Below are 21,235 nucleotides of genomic sequence, written 5' to 3'. Positions count from 1 at the left end.
GTCAGGTCGCCTTCACGGAGAGCACGGGACGATCCGCTTGCAGGAGGATCCTCTGGGCGTGGGAGCCCATCAGGAGCTTGCCGACCTGCGATCGGCGCCGCAGCCCCAGGACGATGAGCGAGACGTCCTGCTCCTCGGCGAGGTCGAGGATCGTGTCGGCGAGGTCGTCCCGGTGCGTCGGGCGGGAGACCTCGGCCTCCACCCCCGCCGCACGGGCCCTCTCGAGGGCCTCGGACAGGTCCTTCGCGGACGCGGCCGACGCGTCGGTCAGCGCTCCTTCTCGCTGGGAGTTGGCGATCACGAGCACCTCCTCACGGAGTCGGGCCTCGCGGATGCCTGCCTCAAGGGCGGCTTCGCCGGCGGGCGTCGGCACATAGGCGACGAGAATGCTCATGACTGCTCCTCAGTGGATGGATGGCGAACGGACGAGCCGGTGGCCCCGGCGGCGGGGCCGTGGGGCCCCGGGGACGGATCACGCCCAGCGGTCGGGGTGGATCCCACGGATGCGGTCTCCGGAACGGCGGCGGCCCTGGCGCCAGTGACGGAGTCGGACGTCTCGTCGACGTCGCTCGTGCCCGGGCGATCGCCGGTCACCGCGCTCTCCACGAGCCCGGAACCGGGACGTCGCCTGCCGAGCCAGCCTGCCACGATCGGCCACAGCGCGACCAGCAGGACGGCCGCCACCAGGGTCGCGGCGATCGGGCGCTGAAGCACCTGGGACAGGTCGCCCTCAGTCACGAGGAGCGTGCGACGGACGTTCGACTCCAGGAGCGTGCCCAGGACGAAGGCGAGGACGAGGGGTCCGGGCTCGAACCCGGACTTCTTCATCAGGTAGCCGATGGCGCCGAAGCCCACGACGAGCAGGACGTCGAACATCGAGTTGCGGATCGTGTAGGCGCCGAGCATGGTGATCAGCGCCGTGATCGGCGCGAGGATGGCGGCCCGCACACGGAGGATCCGGACGAAGACGCCGATCAGCGGGATCGACATGATCAGCAGCAGGATGTTCCCGATGTACATGGAATTGACGACGCCCCAGAAGAGCTCCGGCTCCGAGTTGATCAGGTCTGGGCCCGGGGTGACGCCCTGCACGAGGAGCGCGCCGAAGATGATGGCCATCGTGGCGTTGGCGGGGATGCCCAGCGTCAGCAGCGGGATGAACGAGCTGGTCGCGGCCGCGTTGTTGGCCGTCTCGGGGCCGGCTACCCCCTCCACGGCGCCCCGTCCGAAGCGGGACGGGTCCTTGGCGACCTTCTTCTCAGTGGCGTAGCCGGCCAGGGACGCGATGGTGGCGCCGCCGCCCGGGAGGATCCCGAGCAGGAAGCCGATGATGGAGCCTCGACCCATGGCCGGGGCTGACCTGCGCAGGTCGGCGCGGCTGGGCCACGGGTTCTTGACCGAGTCCGGCACCTTGGACGCCCGGTGGCGCTCCTCGAGGTTGTAGAGGATCTCGCCGAGGCCGAAGAGGCCCATGGCCACCGGGACGAAGTCGATCCCGTCCGCGAGCGCGAGGCTGTCGAAGGTGAAGCGCTCGCCGCCGGTGAACGAGTCACGGCCGACCGTGGCCAGGAGGAGTCCGACGGCGGCGGCGATCAGCGCCTTGACCTTCGCCCCGTTGCTGATGGTGGCCACCAACAGGATGCCGAGCAGCGCAAGGGCTGCGTACTCCGGCGGGCCGAAGTCGAGGGCGAACCCGGCGACGACGGGGGACAGGAACGTCAGGCCGATGATGGCGACCGTGCCGCCGACGAAGGATCCGACCGCGGCGACGCCGAGGGCGGTCCCGGCCTTGCCCTGCTTCGCCAGCTGGTAGCCGTCGAACACGGTGACGACCGAGCTGGCCTCGCCGGGGAGCCGCAGGAGCACGGACGTGATCGTTCCGCCGTACTGAGCGCCGTAGAAGATTCCGGCCAGCATGATGATCGCCGTCACCGGCTCCACGCCGTAGGTGAGCGGCAGCAGGATGGCGATCGTCGCGGCGGGGCCGAGCCCGGGCAGCACGCCGATGAGCATGCCGATCGTCACGCCGAGGAGGCAGTAGAGAAGGTTCTCTGGCTGGACGACGACGTTGAAGCCGTCGAGCACAGGATTCAGGAAGTCCATGGTGGTCCTTCGCAGTCCGGACGGTCAGATGAGGTGCGGGATGGACGTCCCGAGGGCGGCGATGAAGATCGCGTAGAAGGCGACGACGACGATCGCCGAGTACAGGATCGTCGAGCGCCAGCTCTCGCCGCCCAGGAACTTCATCCACACGATGCAGAGGACGAAGGCCGGGATCTCGAAGCCGATCATCGGCATCAGCACGGCCATGGCCACGAGGGAGACGAGCCCCGCCAGCGCCAGCCAGGAGTACCGGCTGAAACGCTCGCCGTCCTCCCGGCCACGGCGGCCGACGACGAGCTGGAGGACGCCGAGGAGGACGAGCGCGACGCAGATCACGAGCGGCCATGTCCCCGGACCCGGGGAGCTGATCGACCCGATCCCGAGCCCCATCGCAAGGACCGCGCCGGCGATCCCGAGGCCGATGACGACGAGGCTCGCCGTCAGGTTCGACAGGGGTCCGGCCGGCTCGGGCGCCTCGGCCTGCCACTCCGCCAGGAGTTCCTCGGGCGTCTCCGCCTCGGTCACGGCGACCGAGGAGCCTTCACCCGAGGCGAGCGCGCGCGTCCGAGGGCGGTCGTCGACACCCGGCCGAGCGGCTGCGGTCGACTCAGGTTCATGGGAGGTGGTCATCGTGGTTCTCCGATCCGTCGACGGCTCCGGGGAGGTCAGTTCCCGGACAGCGAGATGCCGTGCTTCTCGACCAGGGCGGCGTAGCGGTCACGAAGGCTGTTCCACTCCGTCACGACCTCCTCGCCCGAGATCTCGTGGGCGGTCAGCAGCTGGCCCTTGTTGAAGTCCTTGTAGGCCTGGGTTTCGAGCGTCGCGTCGATCGACTCGATGAGCCGGGTCTTGACGTCCTCCGGCAGGCCCTTTGGCGCCGCGACCGCACGGTACTGCGCGACCGGCACGTCGAACCCCTCCTCCGTCGCCGTCGGCGTGTCCGGGAGGAACTCATTCCGGTCCTGGGCGAAGGTCAGGATCGGCACGACCGTCCCGGCGTCGATCTGCGGCTTGGCCTCGCCGAGCTGGACCGTCGCGAGCTGCACCTGGTCCCCCATAACCGCCGTGAGGGCGGGCGAGCCCGAGTCGAAGGGGACCTCGGTCCCCTGGACGCCGGCCTCGGCGAAGAGGACGGTCTGGGCGATCTGGGACGCGGTGCCGACGCCGGTCGTGCCGTAGGCCATCGAGTCCGCATCCTTGACGTCCTCGAGCGTCGTGAGCCCGGAGGCCTTCGAGGCGACCAAGACGTAGTCGTCCTGCGACAGCCCCTTCAGGACGTCCAGGTCGTCCAGCGTCACGGCGTCGCCCTCGGAGACGGCGAGGGGCGTGACGGTGATGAGGGAGGCGTTCAGGAGGACGAGCTCGTATCCGTCGGCGTCCTTGCCGGCCACCTCCTTGGTGGCGACGGCCCCGTTGGCCCCGGGCTTGTTGACTACTGTGACCGGCTGGCCGAGGTCCGTGGACATACCGTCCGCGACGGCGCGGGCGATCAGGTCGGTGGATCCGCCTGCCGCCTGGCCCACCGAGAGGTTGATCGGCTTGCTGGGGAAGTCCGCGGCGTCGCCTCCGCCGCCGGACACGTTCCCGCCGCAGCCGGTCAGGGCGAGCAAGGCGGTGGCGGCGGTGGCCGAGAGGACGGTACGACGGGTGAGAGAGACGGGCATGGCGGTCCACTCCTAGTTCGATCTCGGGTCGGGTGGTGCGTGGTCGTGGACGGGCCGAGCAGGCGGTCCTGTGATCCGCATCACCGCGGGATGTCACTCGAGACTAGGAAGCGCCTACCATGCATGTCTAAGCCCCATGCGGCATTACGTCATACCGGGAGGGCATCATGTTCACGATCGATCAGATCCGCTGCTACGTCGCCGTCGCCGAGGAGCTCCACTTCGGACGGGCCGCGGAACGCCTGCGGATGACGCAGCCCCCCTTGAGCCGTCAGATCCAGAAGCTGGAGCGAGCACTCCAGGTGACCCTGCTGGAACGCGATCCGCGCGGAGTGGAGATGACGACGGCCGGAGAGGCCTTCCTGCGCGAAGCCCGGGAGATCCTCTCGGCGGTCGACCGCGCCCCCCGCGCGGCACGGGCCATCGCCTCGGGTCAGGAGGGCATCGTCCGCATCGGCTTCACGGCGGCGGCCGGCTTCTCCGTCCTCGGCCCCCTGCTCACGGCCATCAGCACCGCGCTCCCGAGGCTCGACATCGACCTGACCGAAGCGGTCACGCGAGACCAGACCCTCGGACTGAGCGAGGGGACCCTCGACCTCGGACTCGCCCGCCCGCCATTCGACACGTCGCGCTTCTCCTCGAGGCTGATCCACACCGAGGACCTCGTCCTGGCCGTCCCGTCCGGCCATCGGCTCGCCGACGACACCTCGCCACGCCCTGACTGGTCGAGAGAGGGCCTCATCATGCACTCCCCCACGACCGCCGCCTACTTCCACGACCTGACGCGTCGCGTGATGGACGTCGACAGCATGAGGATCGCGCACACGGTGAGCCAGGTGACCACGATGATCGCCCTGGTCCGAGCAGGTCGGGGCATCGCGGCCGTCCCCGCCAGCGCGGCCGTCCTGTGCGACGAATCCATCGCCTTCAGGCCCCTCAGCCCGGCCGCGAGAGGCGCCGTCGAGCTGCACGCCCTGTGGTCCCCGACCCAGCGGAACCCGGCCCTGAAGCGCGTCCTGCAGGTGATGGCGAACCTGGACCACGATTCCCTCAGTGCATCGACGGATGCGACATAGGGCTTGGACCGGAATCGGGCGGCCTTCCTACGGTGAAGGCACAGGCGGCGTCTGCGCCGACCGCGACCCAGCGCTTCAGCGCCTCGACCGTAAGGAAGATCTCCGTGTCCCGTTTCACCCCGAACGAGCTCGCCCAGCACCTCAAGGACGGACTCCTGTCCTTCCCCGTCACCCCGTTCACGGCCGACCTGTCCCTGGACGAGGACGCCCTGCGCCAGCACGTCGAGTGGCAGTCCGGCTACGACGTCGCCGGCCTCTTCGCCGCCGGCGGAACGGGCGAGGGGTTCTCTCTCTCGCTCGAGGAGCACTCGCGCGTCGTGAAGATCGCCGTCGAGGCCTCCCGTCCGGACGTGCCCGTCCTGGGGTCGGCAGGCGGGTCGACGCACATGGCCATCGCCCAGGCCCGGGGCGCGGAGGAGGCCGGCGCGGAGGGCGTGCTGCTGCTGCCCCCCTACCTCACCGAGTGCGACCAGCAGGGCCTCCTGGAGCACGCCTCGGCGGTCATCGGCTCCACCAAGACGGCCGTCATCGTGTACAACCGCGCCAATGCGATCTACTCCGCCGACACCGTGGCCGAGCTCGCCCGTCGACACGAGAACTTCATCGGCTTCAAGGACGCGATCGGCGACATCGAGCACCTGACCCGCGTGTACGCCAAGAACGGCGACCGCATGTTCTACCTGGGCGGCCTGCCGACCGCCGAGACCTTCGCCCTCCCGCTGCTGCAGCTCGGGATGAGCACTTACTCCTCGGCGATGTTCAACTTCGTCCCCGAGTTCGCTCTCGAGTTCTACGGCGACGTGCGTGCGCAGAACCGCGCGGCGGTGAACGAGAAGCTCAATCGCTTCGTCCTCCCTTACCTCGAGATCCGCGACCGCGGCAAGGGCTTCGGCGTCTCCATCGTGAAGGCCGGAGTGGAGGCCATCGGCCACACCGCCGGCCCGGTCCGGCCGCCCCTGCACGATCTCTCCGAGACCGACCGGCAGGATCTCGCGCGCCTCATCGTCGAGGCACAGGCGAGCCCGCTGCTCGGCGCCGCGGCGACCCAGTCCTGACCACTGACACCGAGAGACGGGAACACCACCATGACCGACGCCACCCTCACCGGCCACTCCCTTATCGCCGGAACGACCCTCCCCGGCACCGCCGGGACCGTGAGCGGCTTCGATCCGCGCGACGACTCGGCCCTCGCGCCCGAGTACTCGCTCCTCGCCGAGGACCAGGTCGAGGCGGCCACCCGTGCCGCGCACGAGGCCTTCCCCGCCTACCGTGCCCTGGATCCTCAGCGGCGCGGCGCCTTCCTCGACCGGATCGCGGACAGCATCGAGGCCGTCCGCGAGGACCTCGTCGCGCGCGCGATGGCCGAGACCGGCCTGACCGAGGCACGCCTCAACGGCGAGACCACGCGGACCACGAACCAGCTGCGCCTGTTCGCCGACGTCGTGCGCCGTGGCGACCACCATGGTGTGCGGGTGGACCCCGCCCAGCCCGAGCGGACCCCCCTGCCTCGGCCGGACATCCGTCAGCGCCAGGTCCCGCTGGGCCCGGTCGTCGTGTTCGGTGCGAGCAACTTCCCCCTCGCGTTCTCGACGGCAGGCGGAGACACCGCCTCGGCCCTCGCCGCCGGATGCCCCGTGATCGTGAAGGCCCACAACGCCCACCCGGGGACGGCCGAGATCGTCGGCCGTGCGATCGCCCAGGCCGCCGAGGAGTGCGAGATCCACCCGGGAGTCTTCTCCCTGGTCTACGGGCCGGGCGCGTCGATCGGGCAGGCCCTGGCCGCCGACCCGAGGGTCAAGGCGGTGGGCTTCACGGGCTCGCGGCGGGCCGGGACGTCCCTCATGGCGACGGCCGCGGCGCGCCCCGTGCCGATCCCCGTGTACGCGGAGATGAGCTCGATCAACCCCGTCTTCGTCCTGCCCGGCGCTCTGAAGGGCGACGGAGCCGCCCAGGCCCTCGCCGAGGGCTTCGTCGGGTCGCTGACCGGCTCCTCCGGGCAGCTGTGCACCGCACCCGGTCTCGTGTTCGTTCCGAGCGGTGACGCCGGGGACCGGTTCGCCGCGGCGATCACCGAGCAGCTCGACGACGTCGCCGGACAGACCATGCTGACGCGCGGGATCGCCGAGGCCTGGCAGACCGGAGCGGACGCGCTGTCCGACCAGGAGGGCGTGGACGAGCTGGCCCGCGGCACGGACGGCCCCACGTGCAACGCCCCGGCTCCCCTGGTCCTGTCGACCGACACGGAGGCGTTCAAGGACAACGGTGAGCTCCAGGCGGAAGTCTTCGGCTCCGCCTCCCTCGTCGTCCGCTACACCGGGGTCGAGGACCTCGTGGACTCGATCCGGGCACTGGAGGGGCAGCTCACGGCCACGCTGCACCTGGCCGACTCCGACCTCGCCGCGGCCCAGCGCCTGCTCCCCGAGCTCGAGGACACGGTGGGACGCATCCTCGCGAACGGGTGGCCCACGGGCGTGGAGGTCGGCCACGCGATGGTCCACGGCGGGCCTTTCCCCGCGACCTCGGACAGCCGCACGACGTCCGTGGGCACGCTAGCGATCGAGCGCTTCCTCCGCCCCGTGGCCTACCAGGACCTGCCTGAGGGGCTCCTGCCCGCCCCCGTGGCAGTCGACAACCCGTGGAACCTCAACCGTCGGATCGACGGCGAGACCACCCTGTCCGGAAAGGACGCGGAATGAGCACCCAGCCCACCATCGCCGGCGTCGAGGTGGTGCCCATCGCCGGCCACGACTCCATGTTGCTGAACCTCTCGGGCGCTCACGGTCCGTTCTTCACCCGCAACGTCGTGATCGTCACGGACTCGGACGGACGCACGGGACTGGGCGAGGTGCCCGGCGGGGAGTCGATCCGGGCCACCGTGGAGGCGGCCGGGACGAAGATGACGGGACAGCCGGTCGCCCGCTTCCGCACCCTTCTCCGGGAGGCCGCGGCCGACCATGCCGCCCTCGACGCGGGGGGACGTGGCCTGCAGACGTTCGACCTCCGCACGGCGGTGCACGCCGTCACCGCGCTCGAGTCGGCGCTGCTGGACCTGCACGGCCAGCATCTCGGCGTCCCGGTCGCCGAGCTGCTCGGTGACGGCCAGCAGCGCGACGTCGTCCCCATGCTGGGCTACCTCTTCTACGTCGGAGATCCCGACCGCACCGACCTCCCCTACCTGCGCGAGCCGGACGGCGCGGACGCGTGGGAGCGGCTCCGCCGGGAGGAGGCCATGACGCCCCAGGCGGTCGTGGCCCTGGCGGAGGCGGCCCAGGAGAAGTACGGCTTCCAGGACTTCAAGCTCAAGGGCGGCGTCCTCGACGGCGACTCCGAGGTGGATGCCGTGATCGCCCTGAAGGAGCGGTTCCCGGACGCCCGGATCACCCTGGACCCCAACGGCGGCTGGCTGCTTGAGGACGCCGTCCGCCTCGGACGGCGGATGCAGGGGGTCGTCGCCTACGCGGAGGACCCCTGCGGGGCGGAGGGCCGCTTCTCCGGCCGCGAGGTGATGGCGGAGTTCCGCCGCGCCACCGGCCTGCCCACGGCCACGAACATGATCGCGACGGACTGGCGGGAGATGTCCCACACGATCCGGGCGAACGCCGTCGACATCCCCCTCGCGGACCCGCACTTCTGGACGATGGCCGGCTCGGTCGCCGTCGCCCGCCTGTGCGCGGAGTTCGGGCTCACGTGGGGGTCGCACTCGAACAACCACTTCGACATCTCGTTGGCGATGTTCACCCACGTCGGCGCTGCGGCCCCCGGACGCATCACGGCCCTCGACACCCACTGGATCTGGCAGGACGGTCAGGGACTCACGCGCGATCCCCTGCAGATCCGCGACGGCGGGATCCGGGTGCCCGACGCCGCGGGTCTCGGCATCGAGCTGGACCGGGATCGACTCCAGGAGGCGCACGAGCTGTACCTGCGGCATGGTCTCGGCTCACGCGACGACGCCGTGGCGATGCAGCACCTGATCCCCGGGTGGACGTTCGACGCGAAGCGCCCCTGCCTCGTGCGCTGACGCCCGGCCAGCCTTCACATGACCGGCGTCCTTCTCGGCTTCACCACGATCCTCACGCTCATGGGCGTGGGGATCGTGGCCGGGCTGCTCCTCCCGGAGCCGACGGTGAGAGCGATGCGCACCGGGCTTTCCCCAGCGATCTACTACGTCTCGAATCCCGCTCTCATGCTGATCCTGCTGGCGAAGGCGGACTTGGGCACCTTGTTCGGGGTGTACATGCCCATCGCATTGGCCACGGCGGCGGCCGCAGGACTCGTCCACGCCGCGGTGAGCCGATGGATCCTGCGTCATGGGGCAGCGCACTCCGCAGTGGGGGCCATGGCCGCGTCCTACGGGAACGCGGGGACGATCGGCGTCCCGCTCGCCATGTTCGCCATGTCCGACGCCGGCCCTGCCGTCGCCGTCCTCACCGCTCAGCTCCTTCTCATCGCCCCCGCCTACCTGGTGCTGTTCGGGTGGTTGGACTCCCGACACCGTGCTGACCGTGGGGGTCAGGTGCGGACAGCCCTCCGCTCGATCGCCAACCCTGTGACCGTGGCGACCGCGGTCGGCGCAGTGATCGCCGCCGTCGGCTGGGAGCCACCCAAGGCATTGTGGACACCGATCACGATGCTGGGGGAGGCGTCTGTGCCGCTGCTCCTTGTCCTCTTCGGGCTGTCCCTGGTCACCCAGCGTCCGCTGTCCGGTCGAGGCATGGTCGTCGATGTGGTCGTCGCCACCGCCGTCAAGACGGCCCTCATGCCCGTCGTCGCGTGGTTCGTGGCGAGTAGTCTCTTCCACCTGAGCGGTGCGGCACTCATGGGAGCCGTCGTCATGGCGGCGCTCCCGACGGCGCAGAACGTCTTCCTCTTCTCCGACCGGTTCGACATGCCGAGTGAACTGGCCCGAGACGTCGTCCTGACTACGACGTTGGCGTCCCTCCCGTCGATCCTCATGATCACCCTCCTGATGGGGAGCACCTGAACAGCCGGCCCGGCTGCGCGCGGAGCTCCACCGCACCCACGCCCTACACGCCTCGGGCGCACTCGTTCCGACGAAACGCGGTTTCGACTGGAACGAGTGCGCCCGAGTGCGGCGTTCGGTACACCCGAAAGGGTCAGCCCTCCGAGCTCAGCGGGAGCGGTAGTTCGGGGCCTCCACCGTCATCATGATGTCGTGCGGGTGGGACTCCTTCAGGCCCGCCGCGGTGATGCGCACGAACCGGCCGTTCTCCTTGAGCTCGTCCACGGTGGACGCGCCCGTGTAGAACATGGTCTGGCGCAGGCCGCCCACGAGCTGGTGCACCACCGAGGCGATCGGGCCGCGGTAGGGCACCTGGCCCTCGATGCCCTCGGGGATCAGCTTGTCCTCGTCCGGCACGTCCGCCTGGAAGTAGCGGTCCTTGGAGAAGGAGCGCTTGCCGTTGCGGGTCTGCATGGCGCCCAGGGAGCCCATGCCGCGGTACGCCTTGAACTGCTTGCCCTGGTAGAACACCAGGTCGCCCGGGGACTCGGCGGTGCCGGCCAGCAGGGAGCCGAGCATCACGGACTCGGCGCCGGCCACGAGGGCCTTGCCGATGTCGCCGGAGTGCTGCAGGCCGCCGTCGGCGATCAGCGGCACGCCCGCCGGGCGGGTGGCCTTGGCGGCCTCGTAGATGGCGGTGATCTGGGGCACGCCGACGCCGGCCACCACGCGGGTGGTGCAGATCGAGCCCGGACCCACGCCGACCTTCACGGCGTCCGCGCCGGCGTCGACGATCGCCTTGGCGCCCGCGTAGGTGGCCGCCTGGCCGCCGATCACGTCCACGTGCGCAGCCGCCTTCTCCTTCTTCAGGCGGGCGATCATGTCCAGCACGCCGTGGGTGTGGCCGTTGGCGGTGTCCACCACGAGGGCGTCCACGCCGGCCTCCACGAGCGCCATGGCGCGCTCCCAGCCGTCGCCGAAGAAGCCGACGGCGCCGCCGACGCGCAGGCGGCCCTCGTCGTCCTTCGCGGCGTCCGGGTACTTCTCGGCCTTGTCGAAGTCCTTGATGGTGATCAGGCCCGTGAGGCGGCCGGCCTCGTCCACGAGGGGCAGCTTCTCCACGCGGTTCTGGGAGAACAGGCGGATGGTCTCCTCGCGGGAGATGCCCTCGCGCGCCGTGATCAGCGGCATGCGGGTCATGGCCGTGTCCACCGTGCGGGTCTCCCACTCCTCGTGGGGGATGAAGCGGGTGTCGCGGTTGGTGATGATGCCCAGCAGGGTCATGTCCTCGGCGACCACGGGCAGGCCGGAGACGCGGTACTGCGCGCACAGCTCGTCCAGGTCGGCGAGCGTGGCCTTCGGGCCGATCGTGACCGGGTCCTTGATCATGCCGGACTCCGAGCGCTTCACGGTGTCCACGTGGCGGGCCTGGTCCTCGATGGAGAGGTTGCGGTGGATGATGCCCATGCCGCCCTGGCGGGCCATGGCGATGGCCAGCGGGGCCTCGGTCACGGTGTCCATCGCCGCGGAGACGACGGGGATGTTGAGGCGGATGTTGCGGGTGAGCTGGGTGCTCGTGTCCGCCTCGGCCGGGATCACGTCCGTCGCGCTGGGCAGCAGCAGGACGTCGTCGTAGGTGAGGCCGAAGAAGCCGAAGGGATCCGCGGAGGAGTGGACGGGCTCGGAGCTGGGCCCGGTGCTGGTGGTGGTCACGAAGGCGCCTTTCGGGACGGGTGTTTCCGCGATTCTATGCCCGGGGGTCAAACCGGCGACCCGGGTGCGGGCCACATCACAGGACCCCCGCACTGGGCCACGCAGGGACGAGACGGACGTCACCACGACGTCACATGTCGCAATCCGTTTCGGCGTCATGGTATTGGACCGCCTAACCTCCCCGGATGAGCACCGCACAGTCCTCCCCCGCACCGGCGCCCCGACGCCGGCTCCCCGCCTGGACGTCGAACTTCGGCTGGCAGATCGTCGCCGCCCTCGTCCTGGGCCTCGTCCTCGGCCTCGTCGCCCGCTCGATGGGCCACACCCCCGACTCCCCCACTTGGCTGGGCGAGACGCTGGCCACGATCGGCAGCGTCTACATCAGCATCCTCAAGGCCACGGTCATCCCGCTGGTCTTCTTCGCCGTCGTCGCCTCGATCGCCAACCTGGCCCAGGTGACCAACGCGGCCCGCCTCGCCGCCAAGACCCTGCTGTGGTTCGCCATCACCAGCCTCATCGCGGTGCTGATCGGCCTCGCCGTCGGCGTCGTGATGCAGCCCGGCGTCGGCACCGGCCAGAGCGCCCCCGGGTCTTACCAGGCCCGCGACGTGGGCTGGCTTGACTTCCTCACCTCCATGGTCCCGGCCAACTTCCTCGGCCTGACCGTGAAGAGCGCCGTGGGCGAGGACGGCGCCGTGGCCTCCTCCCCCACCTTCAACGTGCTGCAGATCCTCGTGATCGCGATCGTCGTCGGCATCGCCGCCCTCAAGGTCGGCGAGAAGGCCGCCCCGTTCCTCACGTTCTCCCGGTCCGTCCTGGCCGTCATCCAGAAGCTGCTGTGGTGGATCATCCGCCTCGCTCCGATCGGCACCGTCGGCCTGCTCGGCAACGCCGTGGCCTCCTACGGCTGGTCCACCATGGGCACGCTGGCGAAGTTCGTGGTGGCGATCTACGTGGGCCTGGCGATCGTCATGTTCGTGGTCTACCCCGTGCTCGCCCGCCTGCACGGCCTGTCCGTGAAGCAGTTCTTCACCGGCGTGTGGCCGGCCGTCCAGCTCGGCTTCGTCTCCCGCTCCTCGCTCGGCACCCTGCCGGTGACCCAGCGGGTGGCCGAGCGGAACTTCGGCGTCCCCACCGGCTACGCGGCGTTCGCCGTCCCGCTGGGCTCCACCACCAAGATGGACGGCTGCGCCGCCATCTACCCGGCCATCGCGGCCGTGTTCGTGGCCCAGTTCTACGGGATCGAGATGAGCCTGGGCCAGTACGCCCTCGTGGTGCTCGTCTCCGTGCTCGGCTCCGCCGCGACCGCCGGCACCACCGGCGCCACCGTGATGCTCACCCTCACCCTCTCCACCGCCGGCCTGCCGCTCGAGGGCCTCGCGCTGCTGCTCGCCGTCGACCCGATCGTGGACATGGGCCGCACCGCCACCAACGTGGCCGGCCAGGCGCTCGTGCCCGCCCTCGTGGCCAAGCAGGAGGGCATCCTCGACCAGGCCCGCTACGACGCCGAGCGCGTCGACATCATGGGCGAGGACGAGGAGGAGATCGTCGAGGCCCGCGCCCAGGACCGCGACGACGACCAGGACCAGATGGTCGGCGCCGCCGCCCGCCCCGCGCGGGACTGACCCCGGCCCGCCGGCCCGCTGGCGCGCGGCGCCTCGACGCCCCCGGAGCCCCGGAATCCCGTTTCGTGCGGGAAACGGGAGCCTCCGGGGGCGCTTTCGTGCAGGAAACGGGAGGCTGCCGGAGCACTTTCGTGCGGGAAACGGGAGGCTAGGCACGGGCGCCGACCCCGCCCCCGCCGCACGCCCCCGGACACGGGACCGGCCCCTCACCCGAAGGTGAGGGGCCGGTCCCGTGTGAACACGCGGATCAGTGCTGGTGCTCGTCCTCGTCCTCGGGCTTGTCCGCCACGAGGGTCTCGGTGGTCAGCACGAGGGCCGCGATGGAGGCGGCGTTGGCCAGCGCGGAGCGGGTCACCTTGACCGGGTCGATCACGCCGTCGGCGATCAGGTCGCCGTAGACGCCGGTCTTCGCGTTGAAGCCGTGGTTCGGCTCCAGCTCGGCGACCTTGGAGACCACCACGTAGCCGTCCTCGCCCGCGTTCTGGGCGATCCAGCGCAGCGGCTGCTTCAGGGCCTTGCGGACGATGTCCACACCCACGGCCGCGTCACCGGTCAGGGCCTGGACGTCGGCGTCGGTGTCCAGCACGGACAGCGCGTTGATGAGCGCGGTGCCGCCGCCGGCCACGATGCCCTCCTCGAGGGCGGCGCGGGTCGAGGACACGGCGTCCTCGATGCGGTGCTTGCGCTCCTTGAGCTCCACCTCGGTGGCGGCGCCCACGCGGATCACGCCGATGCCGCCGGCGAGCTTGGCGAGGCGCTCCTGGAGCTTCTCGCGGTCCCAGTCGGAGTCGGTGGCGGCCGACTCGGCCTTGATCTGGGCGACGCGGGCCTCCACGTCCTCGGCAGAGCCGCCGCCGTCGACGATGGTGGTCTCGTCCTTGGTCACGGTGATGCGGCGGGCGGAGCCGAGCACGTCCAGGTCGGCCTGCTCGAGCTTCATGCCGAGGTCCGGGGAGACCACCTGGGCGCCGGTGAGGACGGCGATGTCCTGCAGCATGGCCTTGCGGCGGTCGCCGAAGCCCGGGGCCTTCACGGCCACGACGTTCAGGGTGCCGCGGATCTTGTTGACCACGAGGGTGGACAGGGCCTCGCCCTCGATGTCCTCGGCGATCACGAAGAGCGGGCGGCTGGCCTGCAGCACCTTCTCCAGCACGGGCAGGAGCTCCTGCACGTTGGAGATCTTGCCGGAGTTGATCAGGACGTACGGGTCCTCCAGCACGGCCTCTTGACGCTCGGCGTCGGTGACCATGTACGGGGACAGGAAGCCCTTGTCGAACTGCATGCCCTCGGTGACGTCCAGCTCGGTGGAGGTCGTGGAGGACTCCTCGATGGTGATCACGCCGTCGGTGCCCACGGTGTCGAACGCGCGGGCCAGCAGCTCGCCGACCTCGTCGTTCTGGGCGGAGATGGCGGCCACGTGGGCCACCTCCTTGCCCTCGACCGGGCGGGCGTTCTCCTGGAGGCGCTGCTCGACGGCGGCCACGGCCACCTCGATGCCCTTCTTGACCTCGCCGGGGGCCGCGCCGGCGGCGACCTGGCGCATGCCCTCGTTCACCAGGGCCTGGGCCAGCACGGTGGCGGTGGTGGTGCCGTCGCCCGCGATGTCGTTGGTCTTGGTGGCGACCTCCTTGGCGAGCTGGGCGCCCATGTTCTCGTACGGGTCGTCGAGCTCCACCTCACGGGCGATCGTGACGCCGTCGTTGGTGATGGTGGGGGCGCCCCACGCCTTGTCGAGCACCACGTTGCGGCCCTTGGGGCCGAGGGTGACCTTGACGGTGTCGGCGAGCTTGTCGATGCCGGCCTGGAGGGCGCGGCGTGCGTCGTCGTTGAAAGCCAGCTGCTTGGCCATGACGGACGCTCCTTTCGTTCAGGGAGTCAGGGGGTGCGGGGACGCGAGGGGCCCGGGGCGCGCGCACCGGTGCGGTGCGCGCCGCTCACCGGGCCCGTCGCGGCGGGGTCACTTGGTGACGACGGCCAGCACGTCGCGGGCGGAGAGCACCAGGTACTCCTCGCCGCCGACCTTGACCTCGGTGCCGCCGTACTTGGAGTACAGCACCACGTCGCCCTCGGCGACGTCGACGGGCACGCGGTTGCCGTTCTCGGCGACCCGGCCCGGGCCCACGGCCACGACCTGGCCCTCCTGCGGCTTCTCCTTGGCGGTGTCCGGGATCACGAGGCCGGACGCGGTGGTCTGCTCGGCCTCCAGGGGGCGGACAACGATGCGATCCTCGAGGGGCTTGATGGAGACAGACATGCTGCACACTCCTTCTTCGTCGACGTGCGGCTCCGGCGGGCTCGCCGGTCCGCTGATGCTGTGGTCTGCGGGTGCGCCACGGGCGTCAGACCCTCCGTCGTCGCGGTGCCGGACGGTCCACCTCGGGCATTGGCACCCGGTACCCCCGAGTGCCAGTCCAGACTCTACTCCGGGTTTTGGCACTCCTTCAACATGAGTGCCAGCCGTGTCCGCCAGGGGCGGAGGGGCCGTGGCGGGGCGGCTCTCGGGGCGGGGCGGCCGCCGCCGGGCCGCTCCCCCGGCTGCTGGCCCACTGCCCCTCTCCCCGGCCGACCTCCCAGCCCGGTCCCGCCGGACCGTTCCCCCTCCACTTTCTGTCCGGCCGTTCCCCCGTCCCGCCCGGTGGCGTTGCGCTCACAACACGCCGTCGGCCGGTCCGTCGTGCGGCGCGTCATGAGCGCAACGGGCGCTGCGGGCCCCTGTTGCGCCGGGCCTCCGTCGTCGGGCACTCCTGCACAGCCCACGCCCGGCCGCATCGTGTCCACGGCGCCCGCCGCCCCGGCGCCTCCGGGGCCGTCGTCCAGGGAGCATCTCCCCCATGACGACGACGTCCCGCACCCGCCTGCCTCCGCTTCCGCTCGTCTTCACCGTGGCCGAGGCTCGCACCAAGGGCGCGAGCCGGTCCCGGTTGCGGCGCCTGGACCTGGCAGTGCCGCTGCACGGCGCCCGCGTCCAGTCCGTGGGCACTCCCCCGACCTGGACCGGGCTCGGCTTCGCCGCCCCGCCGCACTCCTGGAGCGTCGAAGATCTGACCGCCCTGCAGCGCCTGCGGCCGGACGCGGTGCTCTCCCACGCCACCGCCGCCCACCTGCACGGGATCCCCCGCCCCCTGGACCGTGCCGTCGACGCCCCCGAGCCCGTCTCCGTCTCGACTCCCCGCGACGTCCGCCGTCCCGGCGTGCGGGTGCACCGCCGGACCGTGCCGCCGGAGCACAGGAGCGTGGTCCACGGGCTCACGGTCACGAGCCCGGAGCGGACCTGGGCGGATCTGTGCGCCCTCCGTCCGCGCTGGGATGAGGCGGACCTCGTCGCCGCCGGCGACCATCTCGTCCGGCACCCGTGGGCGGGCGGCGGGCGGCTTCCGCCGCGCACCACCGTCGAACGCCTGGCCGAGGTCCTCGAGGCGCTCGCCCCGTTCCACGGCGTCGGCCGGGCCCGTGCCGCCCTGGGGCGGGTCCGCGTCGGAGCGGACTCCGCCATGGAGACCCACGCCCGCCTGGCGCTCATCGACGCGGGCCTGGGCGAGCCCCTGCTCCAGCACAAGGTCGCCCCCGACGATCCCGCACTGGCCGAGTCGGACCTGTACTTCGCCGACCTCCGGGTCGCCCTCGAGTACGACGGCGAGCATCACCTCGACCGGCAGCAGCAGGCCCGGGACGCGCGCCGGGACCGGCGCCTGCTCTCCTACGGCGTGACGCCGATGCGGATCACCGCTGCGGACCACGCCGAGGGCTACCGCAGCGTCATCGCCCAGCTGCAGCAGCGCCGTCGTGCTCACGACTCGCCGTCTGAGGAAACGGCACGCGGCGAGTCGTGAGCGCAACGCCGGGCGAGGACGCGAGGAGCGGAGCTGGAGCCCGCCCCGCCCCGCTCCCCCGAAGCACCCGGCCCCGCTCCCCCGCGGCCGTCAGTAGTACACGGCCAGGGGTCCGTGCGGGCCGTCGACCACGTTGCACGGGGTGCGGAAGATGCGCTCGAGCACCTCGGGGCGCAGGATCTCGCCGGGGGTGCCCGTCTCCACCACCTGGCCGTCGCCCATGGCCACGATGTGGTCGGCGTAGCGGGCGGCGAAGTTGATGTCGTGCAGCACGATCACCACGGTGCGGCCCAGCTCGTCCGCGGCTCGGCGCAGCTGCTGCATCATCTGCACGGAGTGCTGCATGTCCAGGTTGTTCAGCGGCTCGTCAAGCAGCACGTACTCGGTGTTCTGGGCGAGCACCATGGCCACATACGCGCGCTGGCGCTGGCCGCCGGAGAGCTGGTCCAGGTAGCGGTTCTCGAAGGGGCCGAGGTTGAGGAAGTCGATCGCCTCGGACACGTACCGCTCGTCCTCGAGCGTGAGGCGCCCCCGCGTGTACGGGTAGCGGCCGAAGCCCACCAGCTGGCGCACGGTCAGCCGAGTGACGAAGTGGTTCTCCTGGCGCAGGATCGACAGGGTCTGGGCGATCCGGCGCGACGGCGTCGAGGTGATGTCCTGCCCGCCCACGGCGATCGTGCCGCCGTCCACGTCCTGGAGCCGGCCGATCATGGTCAGCACCGTGGACTTGCCGGCCCCGTTGGGTCCGACGAGCGCGGTGATGCCCCCGGCCTCGATGTCGAGGTCCACGGGTCCGATGCACACCTCGTCGCTGTGGCGCTTGACCACGCCGCGCAGCTCGATCACAGACGTCCCTTTCTCATCACGACGATCAGGAAGGTGATGCCGCCGACGAGCTCGATGATCACCGTGACCGCACCTCCCGCGTAGAACACGTGCCGCAGCACGAAGTAGGCGAGGGTGAGCACCGCGTACGCGCCGAGGGCGGCCACGGGCAGCACCATGCGGTGGTCATGGGTGTCCACCAGGCTGTACGCCAGCGTGGCCACCAGGAACCCTAGGAAGGTCATGGGCCCCACGAGCGCGGTGGTCATGGCCATGAGCACGGACACCAGCAGCAGGGTGACCATCAGCTCGCGCCGGTGGTGCAGCCCGAGGTTGGAGGCGGAGTCCGCGCCGAGCGCCAGCACGTTCATACGCCGCGAGCGCAGCCACAGCACCAGGCACACGACGACGACGATCGGCGCGGCGATCGCCACGTACTCGGACCGCGCGTTGGAGATGTTGCCGAAGAGCCGGGCGGAGAGCACATCGAACGAGTTGGGGTCCAGCAGCCGCTGCATGAACGTGCTGAGCGCGGCCAGGCCGCCGCCGAGCACGACGCCCACCAGCAGCATCAGGTGGATGGACCCGTAGGGCCGGGAGAGCAGCCACGAGTAGAGCAGGGTGGCCAGCACCACCATGAGCGCCGCCTGGGCCAGGAACGGCCCGGTGCCGGTGACCACGCCGATCCCCGCGGCGCCGAGCACGTACACGGCGCCCGTCTGGACGGCGGTGTACAGCGCCTCGAAGCCCATGATCGACGGCGTGATGATGCGGTTGCCGGTGACGGTGTGGAAGCTGACGGTGGCGAACGAGTGGCACAGCGCCACGATCGCGATCACGCCGAGGGAGTCGAGCCGCATGCCGGCGATCATCCAGAACGCGCGGGATCCGGGCTCGGCCTCGTTGCCCCACAGCAGGATGCCGGCGGTGGAGAGCACGGCGACGACGGCGAGGACGGCCACCACGACGACGTAGCGGTCGCGGTCCCGGCGGGTGGTGAACGCGCCGGAGGTCCGGGGGGCGTCGGCCTCGGCGGGGCCGGCGGCGGTGGAGCCGCCGACGGGGGCGGGGATCCGCCCGGGGCGCATGGTCGAGGGCTCAGCCATGCTTGGCCTGCCGGATCAGGAGTCCGAGGAAGACGACGGCGCCCACGAGGCCGAGGATCAGGGAGATCGGCACCTCGAAGGGGGCGATCACGGTGCGTCCGATCAGGTCGCACACGATGACCACCCAGATGCCGACCATGACCACCCACGGCAGGTTCGTGCGCAGGTTGTCGCCGCGCACCATGGAGACGATGTTGGGCACCACGAGCCCCAGGAAGGGCAGGGCGCCGATCACCACCGTCACCACGCCGGTGGCCACGGCCACCATGGCCACGCCGGTGAGGATCACCGCGTTGTAGTTGAGGCCCACGTTGGTGGCCACGTCCTTGCCGAGGCCGGCCACGGTGAAGCGGTCGGCGATCACGAACACGGCCACGCAGACGACCAGCACGAGGAACAGGAGCTCGTAGCGGCCGCGCACCACGGAGGTGAAGGAGCCGGCGAACCACGCCCCGACCTGCTGGAGCATGTCCGTCTGCAGGGCGAGGAAGGTGGAGGCGGCGCCGACGACGGCGCCGAGCATGATGCCCACGATCGGCACGATCAGGGAAGACTGCAGCCGCACGCGGCGCAGGAAGAGGAAGAAGACCATGGTCCCGACGAACGCGAAGAGCACGGCGCCGGTCATCCGGGTGACGATGCTCGCCCCGGGGATCAGGATCATGGTGACGAGCAGCCCCAGCCCGGCCCACTCGGTGGTGCCAGTGGTGCTGGGCTCCACGAAGCGGTTCTGTGTCATGAGCTGCATGATCAGGCCGCACATGGCCATGGAGGCGCCGGCCAGCACGAGGGCGACCGTGCGCGGGACGCGCGTGATGGCGAACATCTCGCGCCCACCCTCCGCGCCGACGTCGTAGACGCCCACGAAGAGGGAGACCACGGCCAGGAGCACGGTCACGGCGACGCCGGCCAGCAGCGGCCAGGTGCGCTGCCAGCGGGAGCGCTGGGGGCGGAGGACGGCGGGGGGTACCCAGCACACGCGTTCGCCCGGACCGGGCTCGGGGAGCCGGGTCCGGGCGTCGGCGACACCGGGGTGCAGGGCGGTCACCGGGCGCCTTCGAAGGCCTTCGCGAGGTCGTCCATCACGGTGGTGTAGTTCTGGATGTCCTCGGCGACGTAGAAGTCCTGGGGCAGGTAGACGATGTTGCCCTCCTTGACGGCGGTCACGTCCTTGAGCGCCTCGGAGCGCTCGATGAGCTCGGCGGCGGTGGCGTTGGCCTCGCCGGTGGCGGCGTCCCGGTCCATGACGATCAGCCAGTCCGGGTTGGACTGGGCGATGGCCTCGACGGAGATGTCGTCGCCCTGGTGGTTGTCGGAGCCGGCCTGCTCGAGGGCCGGGGTGAGGCCGAGGATGTCGAACATCGGGCCGATGGAGCGGCCGGTGCCCGGGGCCACGTAGGAGAGCTCGCCGCCGGTGGAGATCAGGCCCATGACGGTCTGCTCGGAGTCGTAGGCCTCCTTGGCCTTCGCGACGGCGTCGTCGAACTCCTTGTTGAGCGCCGCGGCGTCGTCCTGGTGGCCGGTGGCCTCGCCCAGGAGCGTCGTGAGCTCCTTGAGGCCCTCGTCCATCGGCTTCTGCTTCGGGTCGAAGTTCGTGTCGATCACGGCGGCGTCGCCGGTGAGCTCGTCGATCTCGGCCTTGCGCTCGTTGAAGCGCTGGCCGTTGAAGACGACGTCGGGCTCGGCGGTCACGAAGACCTCCATGTCCGGCTCGCGGTGGTTGCCGATGTCGGCCACCTCGTCGTCCTGGAGGTAGCCGGGGCCGCCCTCGCCCTTGAACATGAGCTGCTTGGGGGCGGCGGAGAGCTCGACGCCCCACTCGTCCAGGGTGCGGAAGGTGCGGTTGTCCGTGGTGATCACGGAGTCGATCTCCTCCGGCAGGGTGATCTCCGCGCCGGACATGTCCGTGACGGTGGCGCCCGCCGCGACGCCGTCGCCCGCGGGGGCCGAGGCCGAGCCGGAGCCCGCGGCCGAGCCGGTGTTCGCCGAGCCGGAGGCGGACCCCTCGGCGGCGGCGCCGGCGGAGCAGCCCACGAGGGCGAGGGCGGCGACGGAGGCGAGGGCGAGGGCCTTCAGGCGGGGAGTGCGCGGGGAACGCTGCATGGTGCTCCTTCCGGGCGGCGCGGTCGAGGGCCGCCTCGGTTCACGGGGATCGGGGTGTCAGGCCGGCCCCCGTCGATCAGGTGAGCCTTGCCTCAGTCGATTACGGTACACGGATCTTTCGTATCCACCAATGTGACCGTGGGCACCCCCCGCCGCGACCCGTCACCGCCCGTCGTCTCCGCGCCGCGCCCGCGCCGGTCGCCGCGCCCCCGGCGACCCTGCGCCAG

18 protein-coding genes are annotated in these 21,235 nt (G+C 71.0%); 7 read left to right on the top strand and 11 right to left on the bottom strand.

Annotated elements, in window-relative coordinates; translation table 11 throughout:
- Position 1: 1 nt before the first annotated feature.
- The 4 genes from NWP10_RS01860 to NWP10_RS01845 all read right to left on the bottom strand — a co-directional run bounded on the left by NWP10_RS01860 (position 2) and on the right by NWP10_RS01845 (position 3,767).
- Positions 2–394, bottom strand: coding sequence for a universal stress protein (locus NWP10_RS01860; protein WP_258299690.1), 393 nt, complete (start codon positions 392–394; stop codon positions 2–4).
- Entirely contained in the window at positions 391–2,103 is a 1,713-nt protein-coding gene (locus NWP10_RS01855; RefSeq protein WP_258299689.1) for a tripartite tricarboxylate transporter permease, read from the bottom strand. Before NWP10_RS01855 ends, NWP10_RS01860 begins: the two co-directional genes overlap by 4 nt.
- 24 nt (positions 2,104–2,127) lie before the next feature.
- The gene (locus NWP10_RS01850) at positions 2,128–2,628 is read right to left on the bottom strand and encodes a tripartite tricarboxylate transporter TctB family protein (RefSeq protein ID WP_258299688.1); all 501 of its coding nucleotides are present in this window, start codon (positions 2,626–2,628) and stop codon (positions 2,128–2,130) included.
- A gap of 140 nt (positions 2,629–2,768) precedes the next feature.
- On the bottom strand, positions 2,769–3,767 hold the full coding sequence (locus NWP10_RS01845) for a tripartite tricarboxylate transporter substrate binding protein (protein ID WP_258299687.1): 999 nt from the start codon (positions 3,765–3,767) through the stop codon (positions 2,769–2,771).
- A 167-nt stretch (positions 3,768–3,934) separates the two neighbouring features.
- On the opposite strand from NWP10_RS01845, the gene NWP10_RS01840 reads away from it, so the two are divergent.
- The 5 genes from NWP10_RS01840 to NWP10_RS01820 all read left to right on the top strand — a co-directional run bounded on the left by NWP10_RS01840 (position 3,935) and on the right by NWP10_RS01820 (position 9,827).
- Positions 3,935–4,843: a LysR family transcriptional regulator gene (locus NWP10_RS01840; protein WP_258299686.1), complete on the top strand. Its 909-nt coding sequence runs from the start codon at positions 3,935–3,937 to the stop codon at positions 4,841–4,843.
- Between the two features lie 104 nt (positions 4,844–4,947).
- Positions 4,948–5,898, top strand: coding sequence for a 5-dehydro-4-deoxyglucarate dehydratase (kdgD, locus tag NWP10_RS01835; RefSeq protein WP_258299685.1), 951 nt, complete (start codon positions 4,948–4,950; stop codon positions 5,896–5,898).
- A 30-nt stretch (positions 5,899–5,928) separates the two neighbouring features.
- Positions 5,929–7,539, top strand: a complete 1,611-nt coding sequence (locus NWP10_RS01830) for an aldehyde dehydrogenase (NADP(+)) (RefSeq protein ID WP_258299684.1) — start codon at positions 5,929–5,931, stop codon at positions 7,537–7,539.
- On the top strand, positions 7,536–8,864 hold the full coding sequence (locus tag NWP10_RS01825) for an enolase C-terminal domain-like protein (protein ID WP_258299683.1): 1,329 nt from the start codon (positions 7,536–7,538) through the stop codon (positions 8,862–8,864). Before NWP10_RS01830 ends, NWP10_RS01825 begins: the two co-directional genes overlap by 4 nt.
- 18 nt (positions 8,865–8,882) lie before the next feature.
- Positions 8,883–9,827: an AEC family transporter gene (locus NWP10_RS01820; RefSeq protein WP_258299682.1), complete on the top strand. Its 945-nt coding sequence runs from the start codon at positions 8,883–8,885 to the stop codon at positions 9,825–9,827.
- A 147-nt stretch (positions 9,828–9,974) separates the two neighbouring features.
- On the opposite strand, the gene guaB is transcribed toward NWP10_RS01820, so the two are convergent.
- Entirely contained in the window at positions 9,975–11,519 is a 1,545-nt protein-coding gene (gene guaB / locus NWP10_RS01815) for an IMP dehydrogenase (RefSeq protein ID WP_258299681.1), read from the bottom strand.
- A gap of 185 nt (positions 11,520–11,704) precedes the next feature.
- Here guaB and NWP10_RS01810 point away from each other — a divergent pair, with 185 nt between their 5' ends.
- A complete protein-coding gene (locus tag NWP10_RS01810) occupies positions 11,705–13,144 on the top strand; it encodes a dicarboxylate/amino acid:cation symporter (RefSeq protein WP_258299680.1) in 1,440 nt (479 codons plus the stop codon).
- A gap of 247 nt (positions 13,145–13,391) precedes the next feature.
- On the opposite strand, the gene groL is transcribed toward NWP10_RS01810, so the two are convergent.
- Both groL and groES read right to left on the bottom strand, forming a co-directional pair.
- Positions 13,392–14,993, bottom strand: a complete 1,602-nt coding sequence (gene groL, locus NWP10_RS01805; RefSeq protein ID WP_258299679.1) for a chaperonin GroEL — start codon at positions 14,991–14,993, stop codon at positions 13,392–13,394.
- Between the two features lie 108 nt (positions 14,994–15,101).
- A complete protein-coding gene (gene groES, locus NWP10_RS01800) occupies positions 15,102–15,398 on the bottom strand; it encodes a co-chaperone GroES (RefSeq protein ID WP_002857590.1) in 297 nt (98 codons plus the stop codon).
- A 577-nt stretch (positions 15,399–15,975) separates the two neighbouring features.
- Here groES and NWP10_RS01795 point away from each other — a divergent pair.
- Positions 15,976–16,974 (top strand): hypothetical protein, encoded by a 999-nt coding sequence (locus NWP10_RS01795; protein WP_258299678.1) that lies wholly within the window; start codon positions 15,976–15,978, stop codon positions 16,972–16,974.
- A 90-nt stretch (positions 16,975–17,064) separates the two neighbouring features.
- On the opposite strand, the gene NWP10_RS01790 is transcribed toward NWP10_RS01795, so the two are convergent.
- The 4 genes from NWP10_RS01790 to NWP10_RS01775 are packed head-to-tail and all read right to left on the bottom strand — an operon-like array spanning position 17,065 to position 21,008.
- The gene (locus tag NWP10_RS01790; RefSeq protein WP_017488265.1) at positions 17,065–17,820 is read right to left on the bottom strand and encodes an ABC transporter ATP-binding protein; all 756 of its coding nucleotides are present in this window, start codon (positions 17,818–17,820) and stop codon (positions 17,065–17,067) included.
- Positions 17,817–18,905: an iron chelate uptake ABC transporter family permease subunit gene (locus NWP10_RS01785; RefSeq protein WP_258299677.1), complete on the bottom strand. Its 1,089-nt coding sequence runs from the start codon at positions 18,903–18,905 to the stop codon at positions 17,817–17,819. Before NWP10_RS01785 ends, NWP10_RS01790 begins: the two co-directional genes overlap by 4 nt.
- Positions 18,898–19,953, bottom strand: a complete 1,056-nt coding sequence (locus NWP10_RS01780; RefSeq protein WP_017488267.1) for an iron chelate uptake ABC transporter family permease subunit — start codon at positions 19,951–19,953, stop codon at positions 18,898–18,900. Before NWP10_RS01780 ends, NWP10_RS01785 begins: the two co-directional genes overlap by 8 nt.
- Positions 19,950–21,008, bottom strand: a complete 1,059-nt coding sequence (locus NWP10_RS01775; protein WP_258299676.1) for a siderophore ABC transporter substrate-binding protein — start codon at positions 21,006–21,008, stop codon at positions 19,950–19,952. The genes NWP10_RS01780 and NWP10_RS01775 overlap by 4 nt, the downstream gene beginning before the upstream one ends.
- Positions 21,009–21,235: the final 227 nt, after the last annotated feature.

Origin of the sequence: Micrococcus sp. HG099 (assembly GCF_024723355.1) — a bacterium.
Classification (GTDB): domain Bacteria; phylum Actinomycetota; class Actinomycetes; order Actinomycetales; family Micrococcaceae; genus Micrococcus; species Micrococcus endophyticus.
Note: the sequence above shows the minus strand (reverse complement) of the source record. Positions and strands in the feature narration are given on the sequence as shown.